The following is a 17,469-nucleotide window of genomic DNA, read 5'->3' as shown; positions in this document are numbered from 1 at the left end:
ATTGTATTGCTTCCAGTTAGTTGTTTTATAGCGAGGTTTTGACACGATTGATGGGTGAGTTGATAGGCTATGCCGATCAGATCACCAGCTATGGTTTTAGTTCAACTGATTTAGGAAACAAAGCCGCCTACTAACATAAGAAGTAGGCCGTAGAAATTTAAATGCTATAAATCATCGCATTAAGGATATCTACGGCCTCTTTTTCATAGTCAGTAATACTCACGAATAAGATCAGTCGAACCTATAACTGAAAACGTGTTACTAATCCTTTTAGCGTAACGCCAAGGCTAGCAAGATTATCGGCGGAGCTTGCTGTTTCTGCTGCGCCATCAGCGGTTTGTTCGGCAATATCCCTCACTCTCACGATACTTTTATTAATATCTTCTGCCACCGCGCTTTGTTCTTCCGAGGCTGCAGCGATTTGATGTGTCATATCCTGAATACGGCTAACCGCAACGGCAATATCCACTAACATCTCACCGGCTTCGCGTGATAATGACACTGCGCCATCACTCAATGTTCGGCTTTTGGTCATCATTTGTACCGACTCCGATGTCCCTTTTTGCAAGTTAACAATCATATTTTCAATTTCTTCGGTAGAGGATTGTGTGCGACTCGCAAGGCTTCGCACTTCATCGGCCACCACTGCAAATCCCCGTCCCGCCTCACCAGCCCTTGCTGCTTCAATGGCCGCATTTAGTGCGAGTAAATTAGTCTGCTGTGCAACCGATTTGATCACATCAAGGACGGCACCAATACTGACACTTTCCGATTGTAAGCGCTCCATTGCATGTGCAGTGGTCGCTATTTCCTTGGCTAAAAGTTCGATTTGGCTAACCGCTTCGATAACTTTTTTATTACCTACCGCAGTGGTGTGATCCGCCTCTTTAGCGGCTAATGCAACATTTTCAGCACTCGTTGAGACCTCTTGTACTGTCGCAGCCATTTCATTAATCGCGGTAGCGACTTGGTCAGTTTCACTACGCTGATTTTGCATCCCCACACTATTTTGTACTGTGACCGAAGAAAGCACCTCAGCCGATGAAGCCAACTGCACCACGCTATCACCTATTTGTGTCAACATTTGCCTAAGGGTGCTATTCATTTCATCCATGGCACGCAATAGTTCTCCCATCTCATCCTGACGCTCTGAGTGAATAGTGCTACTTAAATCACCTTCGGCAATTTTTCTCGCTGTAACAAGGGTTTGTTTAAGTGGCCCAACAATTTGTCCACTGATTAACCAAGCCAGTAAGGGACCGACGACCAAGGCAACAATTAATGTACCGAGTACCACCTCCTTGGCTTGAGCCTCCGCGTCTGCCCGCTGATGCTTTTGGATGTCAACTAATTCACGAATATTCACCATCAATGTTTGTGCAGCCGGCGCCCATTGACTGTGTTAGGTTAGCCATATCACGGTTAACATTGACTAACGCATCAATATCTTGGTCATACCGATCCAGTATCTGTATGGCTTGCGCAGTATCCTCTCCCTTAAGAGTGGCAATAGTCTGAGATAATCTGGCAATGGCATCTTTTGCCGTTTTTAAATTAAGATCACTAGCATCATAGACATAGCCTCGAATGTGATAACGTAACATGGTCATTTGCTGGCTAACACTTAAGGCATCTTTTAATAATTCAGTATTTTGGGTCGCTTGAGCCTTGTTGGTCATTCTATCGACCAATTCCGCATATGTGGCAACCAACTTTGCTCCCACTTGGGCACCTGTGACTTTTAATGCCTGTTTATGCTTAAACACATCACTAAACTGATTTATTGATTGATGATACCGTTCCATCGCCACTAATGATTCTTGAAGATACTGTCTATCGTAGGCATCGCTATACTCTGACAATTGTTGCTGTAAACCACTTTTTGTATTTTCAATTAAGCTCTGGAGTTCATCTAATTTTGTTAAATCGCCATTTGCGATAAATTCTAATCGCACGGCCTTGGCCGCAAGCAAAGTTTTATCGACATTGGCAATAAACTCTAACCGACGACTACTGATATCGATTGAGGTAAGTCCCCTGTATCCAGCCGCTGCTACAATAAATATCAGCAATAACAAGATCCCAAAACCAAGCCTTAACTTATTGGTTACTGTCATGTTTCCTAGCAAGCGGCGCAAACCTTCCATTTAAATACCCCGTATCAATTTTAAAGATGAGTAAACAAATCCAGTGCAATTGTAATAATTTTCCCATGACCGTTTATTGACCTAGTTAACCAATCAGCAAAATACATTATATGTATAACATTTAAATCAACAGTATATTGTGGAAGTCAGAGGCAGGAGAAAGCACGGCAAGTAATTAAACGGAATTTATAAAATAAAAACAAAAAGTTAAATCAACACCATCAGTGTAATGGCTGCAAAATATCCAACATATCGTATCAACGAAGCTTTTAGATGGTATCAGGGCTTTGGTATGACGCAGACTATTCTCCCGACGGGGAATGGGCTCAGCAATACTGGCAATCCGATTCGGTATTAAAACAGAGTTAATTCAGCTTATCCGGCATAGACATCAAATGAAAAGACATAAAAGGTTTTATGTGGATGATTTAAGAAATACTATTCAACTTCAATGTGTTAGTGTGGCTTTGAACGGAGTAACAAGCGTGTTATCTAATGGCATAGAGATTTTCTAACGGCACAACATTATTTCAAATTTCGTTGTATCGCTGACTTTAAGTCGACCTTATCCAGCCCGATGGTTTTTAGCATTTGTTTACTTTTAGTGTCGAGTTGAGCCCAATCAAAGGATTTGTATGCTCCATTTCTTATTGCCATAGCGGCGATTTTTATCGCTATTGATACGCCATTCATAGGCTTTTTTAGCGCAAACAGATACTCATCTTCAACATTACTGCTGTGGATATAAACTTCGGCTCTGCTCTTATTGTTAAAGTTGATTTGCAACTCAAAGAGAATGATCACAGCCATTAAACTTTGCAAGAAAACCCCAGAAGTTACGACCTTTACCGCACTAAAGTTGGTAATTATTGGTATAAAACCCATCAAATCATGAAGTGAGATTTGCTTGGCGAGCAGTGCAAACCAAGCAGTCACAAACCCTAACCCCAAGGCCTTATCAACAAAAAATAAATATATTTAAATAACTTAAAGAAAATTAGCCAATATATTACCCCTGCATGGCTTAGTTATTAACGCTGCGCTCATTGTCACCCTTTGCTTACCGCTCAAATGTTTACAAATTGCTACATTTGTAATTTGTTTGTTAAAAACAATTTCCTGTGTTAGGTTGAATTCGCTTAAGTCAGCAGACTCTCGTCTGCGCATAGGAGCGCAAGTAGATGCTCCGTGTCACTTAGGTCTTATAACCTTGATAACAAATGGAGCAAGCACAATGAAATTAACCAAAATAGCCAGTGCCGTTATTGCCGTATCTGTAGGCGTTATTACCCAAGCCCATGCGGATGACAATCGTTATGTCATTCAAGTCGAAGAAGGCCATAAAGGTATTGTTAAAGCACTCGCTAAAAAGCTTGGTGGTGAAATAAATCTTGAAGGGGATGAATTTATTGCTGCAACTTTTACAGGTAAAGATCTCGCCCAAGTCAAAGGCCTATTAAATAATCCTCACATTACCCTGATTGAAGAAGACGTTCGTCGTCATCCTATGGCGCTGTATAACGATGATGCGGGTAATCCTATGACCCAACAAGTCACGCCATATGCGGTATATCAATCCCGTGCAAACCAAGTGACTTTTAACCCAAATGCGGGCATGAAGGTTTGTATTATTGACTCAGGATTAGATAGCTCAAACCCCGATTTTTACTGGAACAACATTACTGGCGATAACGATTCAGGTACAGGAAATTGGTTCCAAAATGGTGGCCCACATGGCACGCACGTTGCGGGCACCATTGGCGCCGCCAACAATAATATTGGTGTCGTCGGTATGGCACCTGGCGTACCTATGCACATCGTTAAAGTATTCAATGCATCGGGTTGGGGCTATTCATCTGATTTAGCCTATGCAGCCAACAAATGCAGCAATGCGGGCGCTAAGATTATCAGCATGAGCTTAGGTGGTGGTGCGGCAAACAATACCGAAAAGAATGCCTTTGATGCCTTTACAGCTGCCGGAGGCTTAGTGGTAGCCGCTGCTGGTAATGACGGTAATTCAGTACGCTCTTATCCTGCGGGATATCCATCCGTCATGATGATCGGCGCTAACGATGCGAACAATAACATTGCCGATTTCTCTCAATATCCCAGCTGTTTAAGTGGTCGCGGTAAAAAAGCCGTCAATGATGACGGTATCTGTGTCGAAGTCACCGCAGGCGGTGTCGATACACTCTCAACCTACCCAGCTGGGATGGCAACGGCATCAACCTTAAGCGTCGATGGCGCGAATGTAGTCTCCTCAGCGATGGAAAACGCTGGCTCAGCCACGGGCAATACTTACTTTATGGGAACAGCTCAAGCAGTAGACTCTAGCGCTAACGGTAAGATCTGTGTGATCGACCGCGGTGTGATCTCCTTCCATGATAAAGTACTTAACTGCGAAAACTCTGGTGGCGTGGGTGCAATTCTGATCAATAACACCGCTGGTATGCTCTACGGCACTTTGGGAGATACTAATGCCACCAGTATTCCGGCAGTAGGCGCAGCGCTTGAAGATAGAGCTCGCCTTGTTGCCGCACAAAATGCGACGATCTCGATTGGCGCAGTTGACTATGGTTTTATGAGCGGAACATCGATGGCAACCCCAGCGGTATCGGGTATTGCAGCACTCGTGTGGTCTAACCATTCTCAATGTACTGGAGCCCAAATTCGCAAAGCGTTAAAAGCAACCGCAATGGATGCGGGCGCAGCGGGTAAAGATATCTACTTTGGTTATGGTATCGTCAATGCTAAAGCGGCCGATACTTACCTCACCACCTATGGTTGCTCAGGCAAATAAGCTTAACAAAGCTTATTTCAATGTAAAAAATCAGCACTTGTGCTGATTTTTTACATTAAGAGTGAGTTGAAGGCGGTTGATATATGAAGCAAGAATACAAGCTAAACTCAGTTCAAAAGGCTCCTTGAACAAATTCTCGCTTTACGCTTCTTCATCTCAGCATTGAAAGGCATAACAACACAGCAATAGGCATTAAGTAATAACGCCATGATTTACAAGGCTAGAGACTTAATCCCCACTCTTCAAAGGCATCGCGGCAAAGTTGCTCACGAAAATCCGGATGGGCGATATTAATCAAGGCCTGTGCCCGTTCACGTAGCGAGCGGCCACGAAGATTAGCCGCGCCATATTCGGTCACTATGTAATGAACATGGGCGCGGGTAGTTACAACCCCCGCCCCAGGAGATAACACGCTAGCGATGCGAGAAACTCGACCTCCCGCCGCAGTACTTGGCAGCGCAATCACAGAGCGGCCACCTTCGGACAGCCCTGCGCCGCGGATAAAGTCCATCTGGCCACCCACGCCCGAATAAATCTTAGTGCCAATGGAATCGGCACACACTTGCCCAGTGAGATCGACCTGCAGCGCCGAGTTAATCGCCATTACATTGGGGTTTTTACGGATAATAGACGTGTCGTTGACTTGCTCGATATCCATAAAGATAACCGCAGGATTATCATCCACATAGTCATATAACTTCTGGCTACCTAAGGCGAAACCTGTGACCAGTTTTCCGGGGTAAAAGCGCTTTTTACTATTGTTAATCACGCCCTTTTCAACTAATTGCAAAATCCCGTCGGAAAATAACTCGGTATGCACGCCTAAGTCTTTGTGCTCGGTCAGGCAGGACAATACCGCATCGGGAATCGCGCCAATGCCCATCTGCAAACAATCGCCATCGCGGACTAATTTAGCCACATTTTTCCCTATCGCCAGACTCACAGCATCGCCAGTGGCAAACGAATGAATGGGTAAACTGGCGCTTTGCTCATACACGGCGGCAAAACGGTCGATATGAATAAAACCATCGCCGTGGGTGCGGGGCATTTGTGGATTAATATGGGCAATGATTTTACCTGCCACTTGGCAGGCGGCTAAAGTGGCCTCCACCGAAATTCCTAAGGAACACATGCCATGTTTATCCGGCGGCGACACTTGGATAATCGCGGTATCGATTTTTTGCTCGCCGGAGCGGAATAGTTTAGGCACTTCAGAGAGGAAAATCGGCACATAATCGGCATCGCCACTTTGTAATAACGGCCTTGTAGGCACCCCACCGAAAAAACAGCGATGGCGCAAATGCCCACGTAAATCGGGATGACTTAAGGATTCAGCACCTTCGGTATGTAACTGTAATAAGGTGAGATTTTCAAGGGTGAGCGCATGTTTTGCCAGCGCATCTAATAAGACTTTTGGAGTTGCGCCCATGGAATGGGTCCACAGGGTTTCGCCACTTTGGATCAGTGAAACCGCTTCGAGGGCACTTTGACACACAATCGCAGGCATACAGAATTCCTTCGCTAAGCTAAATCTCTATTCCTTTTGCGTATGATGTAACGTTGATACGCATCGCGCTGCTCAGCCGAATAGGCCTTCACATTCACTGAGCTGATAACCTCAGGTATCGATTTACACAAATCGGTCTGCATAAATCGCGCGAAGGGACACACTAAGCCATCACATAAAAGGAACATTTTGTTAGCAGCAGTGTAAGCGAGTTCTAAAGTAACTAACATCCATTTCAACTACTTAGTCCAAATCTTTACGCATAATTTGCGTTAAATCAAAACTCGCGCCTAAAGCGTGAGTCAGCCCCTTAATCCAAACGTTTGGAAAAGCGCAGGCTTGCCACCAGCAGCCCCAAGCAGGTAAAACCAATCATCCACAAGGCATCAAATTGCAAGTCACTCACCTGGGCATCCCTCAGCACAATCGCGCGGGACATACGCATAAAGTGCGTCGCGGGTAACGCCTCGGCAATCCACTGCGCCGCTACGGGCATGGCCTCGTAGGGGAACATAAAACCCGACAACAAAATCGATGGCAGCAGGATAAACACCGTCATTTGCATCGACTGTAACTGGGTTTTCGCGATGGTCGAAATCACTAGGCCTAAGGTCAAACTGGCGCAGATAAACAACATGGCCGCCAGCGCAATCGAGTCCAAACCGCCGCGAATCGGCACAGCAAACAGCAAATGCCCAGCGGTAAGAATAATCGCCAATTGCACAAAGCCGACTAACACATAAGGGGTTATTTTACCTAGCATTAGCTCAAGTGGCCTCACCGGCGTGGTGATTAAAAACTCCATATTGCCCTGCTCGCGTTCGCGCACAATCGCGGCCGAGGTAAACATCACCATGGTCATAGTCAAAATGACCCCTAAGAGGCCGGGGACGATATTCACCACAGATCGCTGCTCAGGGTTAAAATACTGCACCACCTCAAAACTGGGGGGATTCGATTTGACCGCCCTGCCCGCAATCTCATCCAGTGGCATTTGCCTTAAACTGCGAATAGTAGAGGCGACCACAGTATCCGACCCATCCACCAACCATTGCCCCACAGGCTCAGCAAAATAGGTCTGCCCTGCAAACGCTGGATGCCGTACTAAACGCTCATCAAGATCGGCACCTAAATACAGCACGGCTTTTACTTCGCCCCGAGTGATCGCGGCTTCCGCCTCGTTGACATTCAAATAGTGATATTTAAAATCAACCACTTGGGTCGCATCTACCGCTTTAACCAAGGCACGACTATAGGCGGAATCGCTTAAATTGACTAAACCTGCGGGCAAATGACGCGCATCGGTATTGATGGCATAACCAAACAGCATCAACTGCACTAAGGGGATCATCACAATCATGCCGAAGGTCATGCGATCCCGCGATAACTGCCTGAGTTCTTTGACCACTACGGCCCAAATTCTACCTAGCATCTTGAGCCTCCACTGTCGTGGCCTCACTGCCGTTTGGCGGCGTTAGCTGGGCACGTCCGCCCGTGCAAGTCACAAACACATCCTCAAGGCTTGGGCGCACCTCGGTCAGTGCCCGCCCAGCAACCCTTGGGCTTAACCAAGCCAGCGGATCTGCAATCGAACTTTGCACTAATACCCGTAAACGACTGCCAATCTGCGCCGCCGATAACACGTTGGCATCGCTGATAAGCGACTGTTTAAGCTTACGTAAATCTTCCCCCGACACTTCAATCACCCGCGCGCCCATGGCGGCCATTAATTGTTGTGGCGAGCCGTCGGCACGTTTTATCCCACGCTCTAAAATCGCGAGACCATGACAACGCTCGGCCTCATCCATATAGTGGGTCGAGACTAAAATCGTGGTGCCTTGGGCGCAGAGATCGAACAGTCGCTCCCAAAACTCGCGGCGATTTTCAGGGTCGACCGCCGACGTTGGCTCATCGAGAAATAACAGCTCGGGGTGATGCAAGGTCGCGGCGGCTAAGGCTAAACGTTGCTTTTGCCCACCACTCATGGAGCCCGCCATTTGCTTCTCGCGCCCCGCCAAATCGTACAGGCTTAATAACTCGGCCAAACGCGCCTTGGTTTGGCGACGATTTAACCCATAAATTTGCGCCACAAACTCGAGATTTTCCCGCACCGATAAATTGTCGTAGAGGGAGAATTTTTGCGTCATATAGCCAATGCGGCGGCGCAGTTTTTCCTCGGCGCCGGGCAAGGTTTCGCCCAACACCCGAATATCCCCCGAGGTTGGGCTAAGCAGCCCAGTCAACATCCGAATGGAGGTCGATTTACCACAACCATTGGGACCTAAAAAACCATAAATCGTGCCCTTAGGGATCGCCAAATCGAGATTTTCTACCGCATTAACACCGCCAAAGGCGCGGGTCATACCACGGGTTTCGATAGCAAACTCAGATGCCGCGGTTGATGTTTCAGCCGCAGATGTTCCAGCGACTGATATATCTGCTGAAGCCTGTTGTGCACTCATGGCAACTGTACCTCAAGGGCCATTCCCGTGGGTAAATCCTGTCCTTCTGGCGAAATATCAATATCGGTGAGATACATCAATCTCGCCCTATCGCGTTCATTTAAGGCATAAAAAGGTGTGTAAGCCGGTTGACTGCGAATATTACGCACAGTGCCAGCAATAGGCTGCGTGCGGCCATCGACAAGGATCTTAACTTGGTTACCCGCCTTGACCCTATCGAGCCAAGTCGCAGGCAGATACACCCGCACATAGGGATGCTCAATTGCCAATAAACCAATAAGTTGACTCCCTGCGGCCACCCTATCACCCACCCGCCAAGGCAAGGTATCTACCACAGCGGCTCTCGCCACCACTAGGCTTAAATCCTTGAGGGCTTTTTGCTCCTGCGCCACGCCAGCCATGGCCGCCTCGACTGCGGCTCTGGCTTGTTCGAGTTGCTCGCTGCGGGTGCCGTTTTGCAGCAGTCTTAGGCTCTGCTCGGCTTCGGCTTGCTTGGCAAGGCTGGTATCACGCGCCGCGCGCGCAGCATCTAAATCTGCTTGACTGAGCACCTTAGTCTTAAATAACCGCTGCGTACGCTCAAAACTCTGCTGCGCCTCTTTAACACTGGCATTGGCGCCATCAAGGGCGGCGCGGGCTTTATCTATGTCTTCCGAGCGAGCCCCCGTTACCGCTTCCGCCAGCTTTGCCTTGGCTTGTTTAAGCTCGGCCTGACGCTGGCTAAGGCGCGCCTGAGCGGCGGTGCTATCCAGCTCGAGTAATACTTCCCCCGCCTGCACTTGCTGGCCTTCGACCACATTAATTCGATTAATCAGCTCCCCCACAGGGGCGGTGAGGGTTAACCTATCGCGCTCAACCGTACCCAGCACTCGGGGGGATTCATCGCCGCAGGCTGTTAATTGCAGCAACAGCGCCGCGCCCAATAGACTCATCACCAGCTTGCCCCATCTTTGGGGAGATAGTTGCCGCGTCTTAACCGACATCACAGCTAACCCATTAGATACACTCATCATTCACTCCTAGGTTCACGCAAAACGCCCTGGGTAAACACCTGCATATTGTGCAGTGCCAAACGTTGTAAATCCTCGGCATTGCTACTAAACAGGCCAAACTGACGCATTAAAACCGGGGGAGCAATCAGCGGAAACACCATCAAACTGATAAAACTCAGGCGCACTAAATTGGGGTCTAGCCCTGCTTTGAGTAATCCAGCATTCACTAATGCCGACTCAACCCAACGGCGTGAAAGGGATAACACTTGCTCAAACACCGACAACATGATCCGATAGGCCTCGGTGCCATCGCCTTCCTGCAACACGCGCACAATTAATCGGGGTAATCCGGGATTAGGTGCCATCACCCGATAATAGATCTGCATCAGTTCGCCAATATCATTAGGTGCTTGAGCGCAGGAGATTTCACGCAAACGCGCAATCACAGGCTCGAGGGTTTCACGCACCATCTGCTCGAATAGCCCAGCCTTAGAGCCAAAGTAATAACGGATAAGCGCCGCATCCACCTCGGCCTCACGGGCTATTTCACGAGTAGAAACAGTGGGATAACTGCGTTCACTAAAGAGCGTCACCGCGGCGGTGATCAGCCGTTGACGTGCATCAGAGTTGCCTTTCGGGCGACCAGCAGCCATAGACAGCCCAGATTGGGCGGCAAAGGGAACCACACCTCTTGGGCGACGAGGGATAACCGACATAAGCCTCTCCGGCAGAATTCATCTATTGATGAATATACTGAAAAGCTGCTGGAAAAGGCAGCAGTTAAATTCCTCATTTTGGTTAAAATTGAGGAATTTAACCTAAAGGCTTAAGCCTAAAATATCAGAGGTTTAAAACCACTCTTAAGGCTTGTATTTATCTTTGATGAAATCCTAAGCCCCTTTGACGATAGCGCTTAAACGCTCAATAAATTGCTGCACCGCCTCAATGGAATCAAAACTAAAGGCCAATCCATAGTGGGTTTCAGTCAGACTTTTATGTAAACGTTTGGGAAATCGCGTCATTTCCGCGCTGTGGTAATAGTCATATTTAGCATGCACGCCTGCTAAGGTGGTAAATTCACCCGAAAATATCTCAAACGCGGGGCGAATAATCAGTTGCGGCGTTTTGCCATCCATATGCAGGTAAAAGGCTTCCTTAGTACCTGGCAACATATATTCGGTAATGCTCTTCACCGAAAAATTGCTACGGCAATTGAGTTCGGTTAAACAGCGGCTCATTTCCTGTTGTGTGATGGCCAAAGGTGCCTCCCAATAAGTGTGAAAACGCTATAGAACCAATAACGATCCAAAACGTTAAAGTAAAAATAATTTTTGAGCCATCCCAGCCAATTCAAACGGCTAAATACGCTATACGTTTTATTAGCGTTTACTGATCAAGCAATTAGCTGTCGGTTAGGTCATATTAAAACAAAGTCAAAAGATTGTCGCTATGTCATTAAATTGTATAGCGAATTTTTGCTTGCCAGCCCCAAATGTTGCGACTAGGTTAATAAGCCAGAGTAAGAGTCTACCCTGTCCACCATAGCAAGGTCACTCAGCTTGTGAACTTTTACTCCCAGTGGTTTTACTGCGCAGCATTCCTTAAAACCAGCCTAAGATTGCCTTGCACCAGAGTGCAGCGATGTCAATCGACACAGACACCTGATTAATGTTCACGATTGCAATGCACTGTAAGGCCGCGCTCAATCACTAGAGATGAGAAACACCCATGAAGATAAAAAACACCTTAATGCTCTTGGGTCTGTTAGCTGTCAGTCCCGCGGTTTTTGCCGCAACAGGTATCGCCTTTGTTCACGGAACCGGAAAACAAACCAATGCGTTAGCCGACTATTGGACTTCGGAATTTGTTAACTCAGTGCGCCAAGGGATCCCCGTCCCCAATAATTACACTGTCATCAACTGTGACTTCGACCAATATATGTGGGAAGAAGCCGCCGCGGGTTGCCTCGCCACTCAGCTCAATAGCTTTATTCAAGCGAAGAATATTGATGATTTAATCCTGCTCACCCACTCTAATGGCGGTAATGTGGTGCGCTGGATTTTATCAAACCCCACCTGGGACAGCCGTTATCCTGCGGTGATCAAAGCCACCTCCAGAGTCATCGCCCTCGCGCCATCGAGTGGCGGCACGCCGCTGTCCGATGCAGTCAATCAAGGCAATGTGTTCGAAACGACTCTAGGTTGGCTCTTAGGCTATGGCAGCAATGCGGTCAAACAGCAGCAAGTCGGCTGGATGGCAAACTACAACAACACTTGGCTCTATGGCACCGCTGGTCGTCCGAGTTTAGGTAAGCCCTTCGAGGTGGTTGTCGGCTCGGATGTGGATTCCGCCATTTGGGACAGCGACAGCTACTGCGCTGGCTATCAATATCAGGTCGCCCTCGAAACTACCCAAAACTGGCTCGATAGCTGCTCCGACGGCTTCTTAAATTGCAGCTCCCAAAAAGCCGCAGGCACAGTCTGGTTTACCGATAAACAAAAGACCCGAGGCCAAGAACCGTTAAGCCATCAGCAGAGTCGCCGTGCCTGCTTTAACTTAGACACGCTGATCCGCAATCATATTTAAGGAGCCTAACATGCAACCTTTTACACTCCGCACCTTAAGCAAAGCGGTCAGCTTGGCCATATTAGCTAGCCTGCTCGGTGCCTGTCAGGATGATTCACCCACGCCTGAGCCACAAAAAGAAGCCAGCCCAATGTATGCCAAGGGCTTAACCTTAGCCGCGCCGACGCAGAGCGACCTTGTCGATACTAATATCGCCTCGCCAACTCTCGCGCCGATTAATACCAGTTCCGATTACATCAGCTTTATTACCCCGCTCTATGGTGAATACCAAGCCAGTCAACCCGTGCTTGAGCAGGCAAGCCAAAGTGATGAGTATTGGCTAAATGTCACCGGCGCCGAGCTAAATGCTGGCGTGCAGCTCAACTTAAGCCAAGCGGGCAGCTTAGTGCGAATTGCGCCCCGTGGCGATGTCAGCACAGGCGCCTTAATGCATGCCGATGCCGTAGCCCCCGAGCGGGTGCAAATTCAGCGGATAGACCAAACGCCGCAGGGTAAAAACGCCAGCAGCCCGCAAGCAACGGAATCCTTGGTTAAATCGCTGGTGAGCACCGAAGCCTTAGCCAGCGCAGGCTTAGCCGATGATTCCAGCGCACTACAGATGTCTGAAAAGGCCACGGCCGGAGCATATCGCCTACAAGTCAGCCAGCCCTTGGTCGCTAAGGCCAACTATTTGGTCAACGTGAAGGAAAAAGGCTCGCCCTATCAACTGAGTATCAAGGCGCCGAGCGCGATTGCGGCCGATGCCCAAACGGTTGGGGTAAAACTCGCTTTAAGCCAAAGCGATAATCAATTTGCGCCTCAGGCCAAACTCAAGCAAGCCGATGGCACAGAGCAAGCGCTGGCCATGGTGAAACAGGGGGATGAATGGCAGGCTTTAGTGCCCGCGGACTTGCCCCTTGCCAGCAGCAATGCGGGGCTGAGTGAAATCGAAGTTACCGTTCAGACTCAAGTCGATGGCCGCCCAGTACAGCGCACGGTGAAAACCGCCTTTAAGTCCTATGTGAACTCGGCCAGCATCAAACCCGAAGTGCTAACCGTTTGGGATAAAGGCGTACCGAATCAAGTCAACTTTGAGCTCGATATCGCCGAAGCGGGACGCTTTGGTTTGAGTGGCGTGCTAACGGGCACCAATGCCGAGGGTCAAAAAGTGGCGATTATGCGCACCCAAGCGGCGACTTGGTTAACGCCCGAATCCCCCAAACTCAAGCTGATGTTTGACCCAACTCTCATCCAAGCATCGGGCCTGCAACCGCCCTTCGAACTCAACGAGCTAGAGCTGCAAGACCAAGGGCAAATGGCACGGTTAAGTTTTCAGGCCAACGCACTGGTGCTTACGCGCTAACTCAATTTAACCCATTTCTCCCTTCCCAACCGCTTTGAGTGCCCGCCTTGGGCACTCTTTTTTTACCCGTCATCCGAGTTAATGCAGCCAAGCCAAGCGTTTACCCAAGTAAAAGTGCAATTATCGCGCAATCCCCCAACCCTGTGACAACACATGGGTATCAGTACAAAATGCTGTCACAATTTCAAGATAAAATTTACATTGATTATAAAAGCTTACTGCTTTTAAATAACAAGGAGTCTAGGCATAATGCCAATGTTTTGACGCAAAACCCCATAGCAACATATGCAAATGGAATATAAAAATAACAATGGCTAATGGCACCGCGATTCCCCCGCCTTAGTCGATGCTCAAGCAATGGAAATCCTATGAGTGACAGCACATTTTTTTTTGGTGAATGGCAAGTCAATCCCAGCGCCAACAGCCTGCTTCTGGGCAAACAAGTCAAACAGCTTGAGCCTAAGGCGATGGATGTGTTGTTGTTTCTCTGCCAAAACGCCGGTGAAGTAGTCAGCAGCGACGAAATTGTTAGCCATTGCTGGCCGGGGGTCGACACGGGCGACAATCCACTGCATAAGATTATTAACCAGTTACGTCGCGCCTTAGGCGATAGCGCCACCGAATCCCGTTACATTGAGACCATTCGCAAACGTGGCTATCGCACCTTAGCCGAGGTTCGCTTTCCGGTTGGCCACGAGGCCAGCGCCACGCCACAGACTTGGCAAGGCGGCTCGCCTTTTCCGGGCCTGCAAGCCTACAGCGCCAACTATGCCGACGTGTTCTTCGGCCGCAGCGAGCAAATTAGCACGCTACTGAATCGCATTAGCCAGCAAATTCAATTTGGCCGCGCTTTCTGCTTAATTTTAGGCCCGAGTGGTAGCGGTAAATCCTCCTTAATTAATGCAGGTGTATTGCCTAACCTCATGGCCGCCAATGGCTTTAATGGCGTTGGCGTTGTGGCCTATAGCAGCCTCGATTTTGCCGATGTAAGCAAGGGACAACTGCTCACCGATCTGGCCAGTGCCATGCTCGACTGGGAACTAAACGACACCCCAGTCTTTGAGGGAATGAGCGCAGACTCGCTTGCCGCCAAGCTTGAGCAAGATCCACAAAGCATTGTCGATATATGTAAACAAAGCCTTAAAAATCAGGCTTATGCTACACCACGCTTTGCCTTATTTATCGATCGATTAGAGGTGCTATTATCATCGCCGCTGTTTAGTGACACCGAGCGCAGCGCCTTTATCGAGCTATTAGAGCGCCTTGCCACTTCCCATGCGGTGTTGATTATAAGTGCCTGTCGTAACGACTTTTATCCGCAGCTAGTCAATTATCCCAGCCTGATGGCGGGCAAAGCCCGCGGCGCCCATTTCGACTTAGCGCCGCCCACTCGCACCGAGCTGCTGCAGATGATCCGCCTGCCAGCCGTTGCCGCCAATTTAACTTGGGACATTGACAGCGACACCGCCATGCCGCTCGATGAAATGCTCTGTAGCGATGCCGCCAGCAATCCAGATGCGCTGCCCATGCTGCAATACACCTTACAGGCGCTGTATTTACAACGCAGTGACGATGACAAACTATTGGTCTCTGTGTATCGCACCTTGGGCGGCATCGAAGGCGCTATCGGTAAAAATGCCGAGCAGGCCATCTCCCATTTAACTGAGGCCGAAAAAGCCAGTCTGCCGCGGATTTTGTCCCTGTTAGTCACCCTGCGTGAGGATGAAAAATCCATCACCAGCCGCACCGCCCGCTGGTCGCAGTTGCAAAGCGCGGCCGAAACCGCCCTAGTGCAAGCCATGGTCGATAGCCGCTTATTTGTGTCCCATCTGCAAAATGGTGAACCCTGTTTTAGCATCGCCCACGAAGCCCTGCTGCGCCGCTGGCCAAGGGCGACGGTGTGGATCAGCGAACATAACGACAGCCTCAGTATTAAGAGCCGACTACAGCATTTATCCCAGCGCTGGCTCAGCGAAGCCAAACACAGCGCCTATTTGCTGGCCGAGGGTAAACCCTTAAAAGAGGCCCAAAGCCTTAGGCAAAACCCCTTGTTTGACTTAGACGAGCGGGAAACCGACTTTATTGCCGCCTCCAGCAAACGCGCCACTATGCTGCGCTGGACGAGGCGCGTCACCGTCGCCCTGCTGTGCGTACTCACCTTAACCTCGGTCATTATGAGTGTTCGCAGTATCGAAGCCGAAAAGCTGGCCCAGCAAAAACGCCTCGCCGCCGAAGATCTACTCGGGTTTATGGTGGGTGACTTCGCCGATAAGATGCGCGGCATCGGCCGGATGGACTTACTCGATGGCATCAGTAATAAGGCATTGGAATATTTCACGGATTTCTCCAGCCAAGACGATGAGAAGTACTTAAGCTTCGATGCCCGCTTCCAACATGGGCAGACCTTAGAGGCCATGGGCGAAGTCGCCTATTCACGCAATAAAATCGATGAAGCCCGCAGCGCCCTACTCGCCGCGCAGGAAAAAATGCTGCCGCTGCTCGAATTGCAGCCAGACAACCTAGCCTTGCTAAAAACCTTAGGCGCCAATGCCTTTTGGTTGGGTCAAATTGAATACGATGATAGAAAGTGGGAATCGGTCGAACCCTTTTTTGAACTGTATTTGCAATACAGTCAAAAGATGTATTCCTTAGCGCCGGATGATAAGGATGCATTGATGGAACTATCATATGCATATAACTCCCTAGGTTCGCTTTCTATGCAACGACAACAATTCGTTGAAGCAAAGAATGGATTTCAGGAGTCTCTGACATTAAAACTTAGTGCTCTAGAAACAGATCCTAGTAATACACAACTTTTATCTGATGTAGTAAATGCACGATCTTGGTTAGCAAGTTCCTTAACCTCATTAGGTGAAGTTACTTCTGCAATTAATATTCATGAAAAAATACAAACTGAACTTTCGAATGAAAAATTAGAGCAACAACCCTATCTTCTTGAAAGGCTTTCAAGTAGCTATCAGCTATCATCAACTTTGATTAATTATAAAAATGATACTAAATTAGCAGTTGAAAAGGCTAAACTTAGTTTTTTAACTATAAAAAAAGCATCAGACAAAGACTCCGAAAATAGAATAATTAAAATGCAGAAAAATTATTCATACTTAAATCTAATAAGCCTTGGATATGGTGATTTCAATCAAGATGAAAAGCTTAAACTCGAGCGCTTAATTGAACAAATAAAAATCAATAAAACAGCATCAAAAAAGGATAAAGAATTATTAGCAAAATACTATCTAGCTCTTGCAAAGCATATGGATAAAATAAAAAACTACAAAGACAGCCTAGACTTCTCTAAAAAATCAAAGGCTATCTTCATGTCCTTACAAGAAGATAGCACAAACTCTCAAGACAATATTATACCCTTTTCAGAAAGCTTATTAATAGAAGCATCCTCATTAAAAAATTTAAATGAAAACGATAATTACATTGAAGTATGTAAAGATATAAAGTCCTTACTAGCACCTTTTGTAAGTAAAAACAAAAGTCCAGGAATTACAATCCCATATATAAAATCATTGAAATGCTTAAATGATAAAAATACTGGAATAGAATTAATTGAGATTCTTACTAAATCAAAAATTAATAATCTTGAATTTTAATCAATAAAAAAGG

The 17,469-nt window shown here is 47.7% G+C and carries 13 protein-coding genes; 4 read left to right on the top strand and 9 right to left on the bottom strand.

Annotated features, from left to right (window positions below):
* Positions 1–241: 241 nt before the first annotated feature.
* The 3 genes from IEY09_RS20255 to IEY09_RS15580 all read right to left on the bottom strand — a co-directional run bounded on the left by IEY09_RS20255 (position 242) and on the right by IEY09_RS15580 (position 3,083).
* The gene (locus tag IEY09_RS20255; RefSeq protein ID WP_229777966.1) at positions 242–1,369 is read right to left on the bottom strand and encodes a methyl-accepting chemotaxis protein; all 1,128 of its coding nucleotides are present in this window, start codon (positions 1,367–1,369) and stop codon (positions 242–244) included.
* Entirely contained in the window at positions 1,353–2,117 is a 765-nt protein-coding gene (locus IEY09_RS20250) for a methyl-accepting chemotaxis protein (protein WP_229777964.1), read from the bottom strand. The genes IEY09_RS20255 and IEY09_RS20250 overlap by 17 nt, the downstream gene beginning before the upstream one ends.
* A 555-nt stretch (positions 2,118–2,672) precedes the next feature.
* Positions 2,673–3,083 carry a hypothetical protein gene (locus tag IEY09_RS15580; RefSeq protein ID WP_088585797.1) on the bottom strand — a complete coding sequence of 137 codons (411 nt, stop codon included), beginning with the start codon at positions 3,081–3,083 and terminating at the stop codon, positions 2,673–2,675.
* A gap of 298 nt (positions 3,084–3,381) precedes the next feature.
* Here IEY09_RS15580 and IEY09_RS15575 point away from each other — a divergent pair, with 298 nt between their 5' ends.
* Positions 3,382–4,947, top strand: coding sequence for a S8 family serine peptidase (locus tag IEY09_RS15575; protein WP_069454644.1), 1,566 nt, complete (start codon positions 3,382–3,384; stop codon positions 4,945–4,947).
* A 220-nt stretch (positions 4,948–5,167) separates the two neighbouring features.
* On the opposite strand, the gene IEY09_RS15570 is transcribed toward IEY09_RS15575, so the two are convergent.
* The 6 genes from IEY09_RS15570 to IEY09_RS15545 all read right to left on the bottom strand — a co-directional run bounded on the left by IEY09_RS15570 (position 5,168) and on the right by IEY09_RS15545 (position 11,146).
* Positions 5,168–6,454 carry an acetyl-CoA hydrolase/transferase family protein gene (locus IEY09_RS15570; protein ID WP_188871758.1) on the bottom strand — a complete coding sequence of 429 codons (1,287 nt, stop codon included), beginning with the start codon at positions 6,452–6,454 and terminating at the stop codon, positions 5,168–5,170.
* 310 nt (positions 6,455–6,764) lie between these two features.
* A complete protein-coding gene (locus IEY09_RS15565; RefSeq protein ID WP_188871756.1) occupies positions 6,765–7,886 on the bottom strand; it encodes an ABC transporter permease in 1,122 nt (373 codons plus the stop codon).
* Positions 7,876–8,817, bottom strand: a complete 942-nt coding sequence (locus IEY09_RS15560; protein ID WP_188871764.1) for an ABC transporter ATP-binding protein — start codon at positions 8,815–8,817, stop codon at positions 7,876–7,878. Before IEY09_RS15560 ends, IEY09_RS15565 begins: the two co-directional genes overlap by 11 nt.
* Before the next feature lie 95 nt (positions 8,818–8,912).
* On the bottom strand, positions 8,913–9,848 hold the full coding sequence (locus IEY09_RS15555; protein ID WP_373290369.1) for an HlyD family secretion protein: 936 nt from the start codon (positions 9,846–9,848) through the stop codon (positions 8,913–8,915).
* A 77-nt stretch (positions 9,849–9,925) separates the two neighbouring features.
* Entirely contained in the window at positions 9,926–10,624 is a 699-nt protein-coding gene (locus tag IEY09_RS15550; RefSeq protein WP_188871752.1) for a TetR/AcrR family transcriptional regulator, read from the bottom strand.
* A gap of 174 nt (positions 10,625–10,798) precedes the next feature.
* Positions 10,799–11,146 carry a hypothetical protein gene (locus tag IEY09_RS15545; RefSeq protein ID WP_037416982.1) on the bottom strand — a complete coding sequence of 116 codons (348 nt, stop codon included), beginning with the start codon at positions 11,144–11,146 and terminating at the stop codon, positions 10,799–10,801.
* Positions 11,147–11,636: 490 nt separating this feature from the next.
* On the opposite strand from IEY09_RS15545, the gene IEY09_RS15540 reads away from it, so the two are divergent.
* From IEY09_RS15540 to IEY09_RS15530, 3 genes are all read left to right on the top strand, one after another.
* Complete coding sequence (locus tag IEY09_RS15540; protein WP_188871750.1) at positions 11,637–12,494, top strand: lipase family protein; 858 nt, start codon at positions 11,637–11,639, stop codon at positions 12,492–12,494.
* A gap of 10 nt (positions 12,495–12,504) precedes the next feature.
* On the top strand, positions 12,505–13,836 hold the full coding sequence (locus IEY09_RS15535) for a DUF4785 domain-containing protein (protein ID WP_188871749.1): 1,332 nt from the start codon (positions 12,505–12,507) through the stop codon (positions 13,834–13,836).
* Between the two features lie 368 nt (positions 13,837–14,204).
* A complete protein-coding gene (locus IEY09_RS15530; RefSeq protein WP_188871747.1) occupies positions 14,205–17,456 on the top strand; it encodes an nSTAND1 domain-containing NTPase in 3,252 nt (1,083 codons plus the stop codon).
* Positions 17,457–17,469 lie beyond the last annotated feature (13 nt).

The organism is Shewanella xiamenensis, from assembly GCF_014647135.1.
Classification (GTDB): domain Bacteria; phylum Pseudomonadota; class Gammaproteobacteria; order Enterobacterales; family Shewanellaceae; genus Shewanella; species Shewanella xiamenensis.
This window is presented reverse-complemented; position numbering and strand designations above follow the sequence as displayed.

What these genes read in the sequence shown, in the direction of transcription:
- IEY09_RS15560 (WP_188871764.1), bottom strand. Translation starts at nt 8,817, where the DNA reads ATGACCCGCGCCTTTGGCGGTGTTAATGCGGTAGAAAATCTCGATTTG.
- IEY09_RS15550 (WP_188871752.1), bottom strand. Translation starts at nt 10,624, where the DNA reads ATGTCGGTTATCCCTCGTCGCCCAAGAGGTGTGGTTCCCTTTGCCGCC.
- IEY09_RS15540 (WP_188871750.1), top strand. Translation starts at nt 11,637, where the DNA reads ATGAAGATAAAAAACACCTTAATGCTCTTGGGTCTGTTAGCTGTCAGT.
- IEY09_RS15535 (WP_188871749.1), top strand. Translation starts at nt 12,505, where the DNA reads ATGCAACCTTTTACACTCCGCACCTTAAGCAAAGCGGTCAGCTTGGCC.
- IEY09_RS15530 (WP_188871747.1), top strand. Translation starts at nt 14,205, where the DNA reads ATGAGTGACAGCACATTTTTTTTTGGTGAATGGCAAGTCAATCCCAGC.
- IEY09_RS20250 (WP_229777964.1), bottom strand. Translation starts at nt 2,117, where the DNA reads ATGACAGTAACCAATAAGTTAAGGCTTGGTTTTGGGATCTTGTTATTG.
- IEY09_RS20255 (WP_229777966.1), bottom strand. Translation starts at nt 1,369, where the DNA reads ATGGTGAATATTCGTGAATTAGTTGACATCCAAAAGCATCAGCGGGCA.
- IEY09_RS15565 (WP_188871756.1), bottom strand. Translation starts at nt 7,886, where the DNA reads ATGCTAGGTAGAATTTGGGCCGTAGTGGTCAAAGAACTCAGGCAGTTA.
- IEY09_RS15575 (WP_069454644.1), top strand. Translation starts at nt 3,382, where the DNA reads ATGAAATTAACCAAAATAGCCAGTGCCGTTATTGCCGTATCTGTAGGC.
- IEY09_RS15570 (WP_188871758.1), bottom strand. Translation starts at nt 6,454, where the DNA reads ATGCCTGCGATTGTGTGTCAAAGTGCCCTCGAAGCGGTTTCACTGATC.
- IEY09_RS15555 (WP_373290369.1), bottom strand. Translation starts at nt 9,848, where the DNA reads ATGAGTCTATTGGGCGCGGCGCTGTTGCTGCAATTAACAGCCTGCGGC.
- IEY09_RS15545 (WP_037416982.1), bottom strand. Translation starts at nt 11,146, where the DNA reads ATGAGCCGCTGTTTAACCGAACTCAATTGCCGTAGCAATTTTTCGGTG.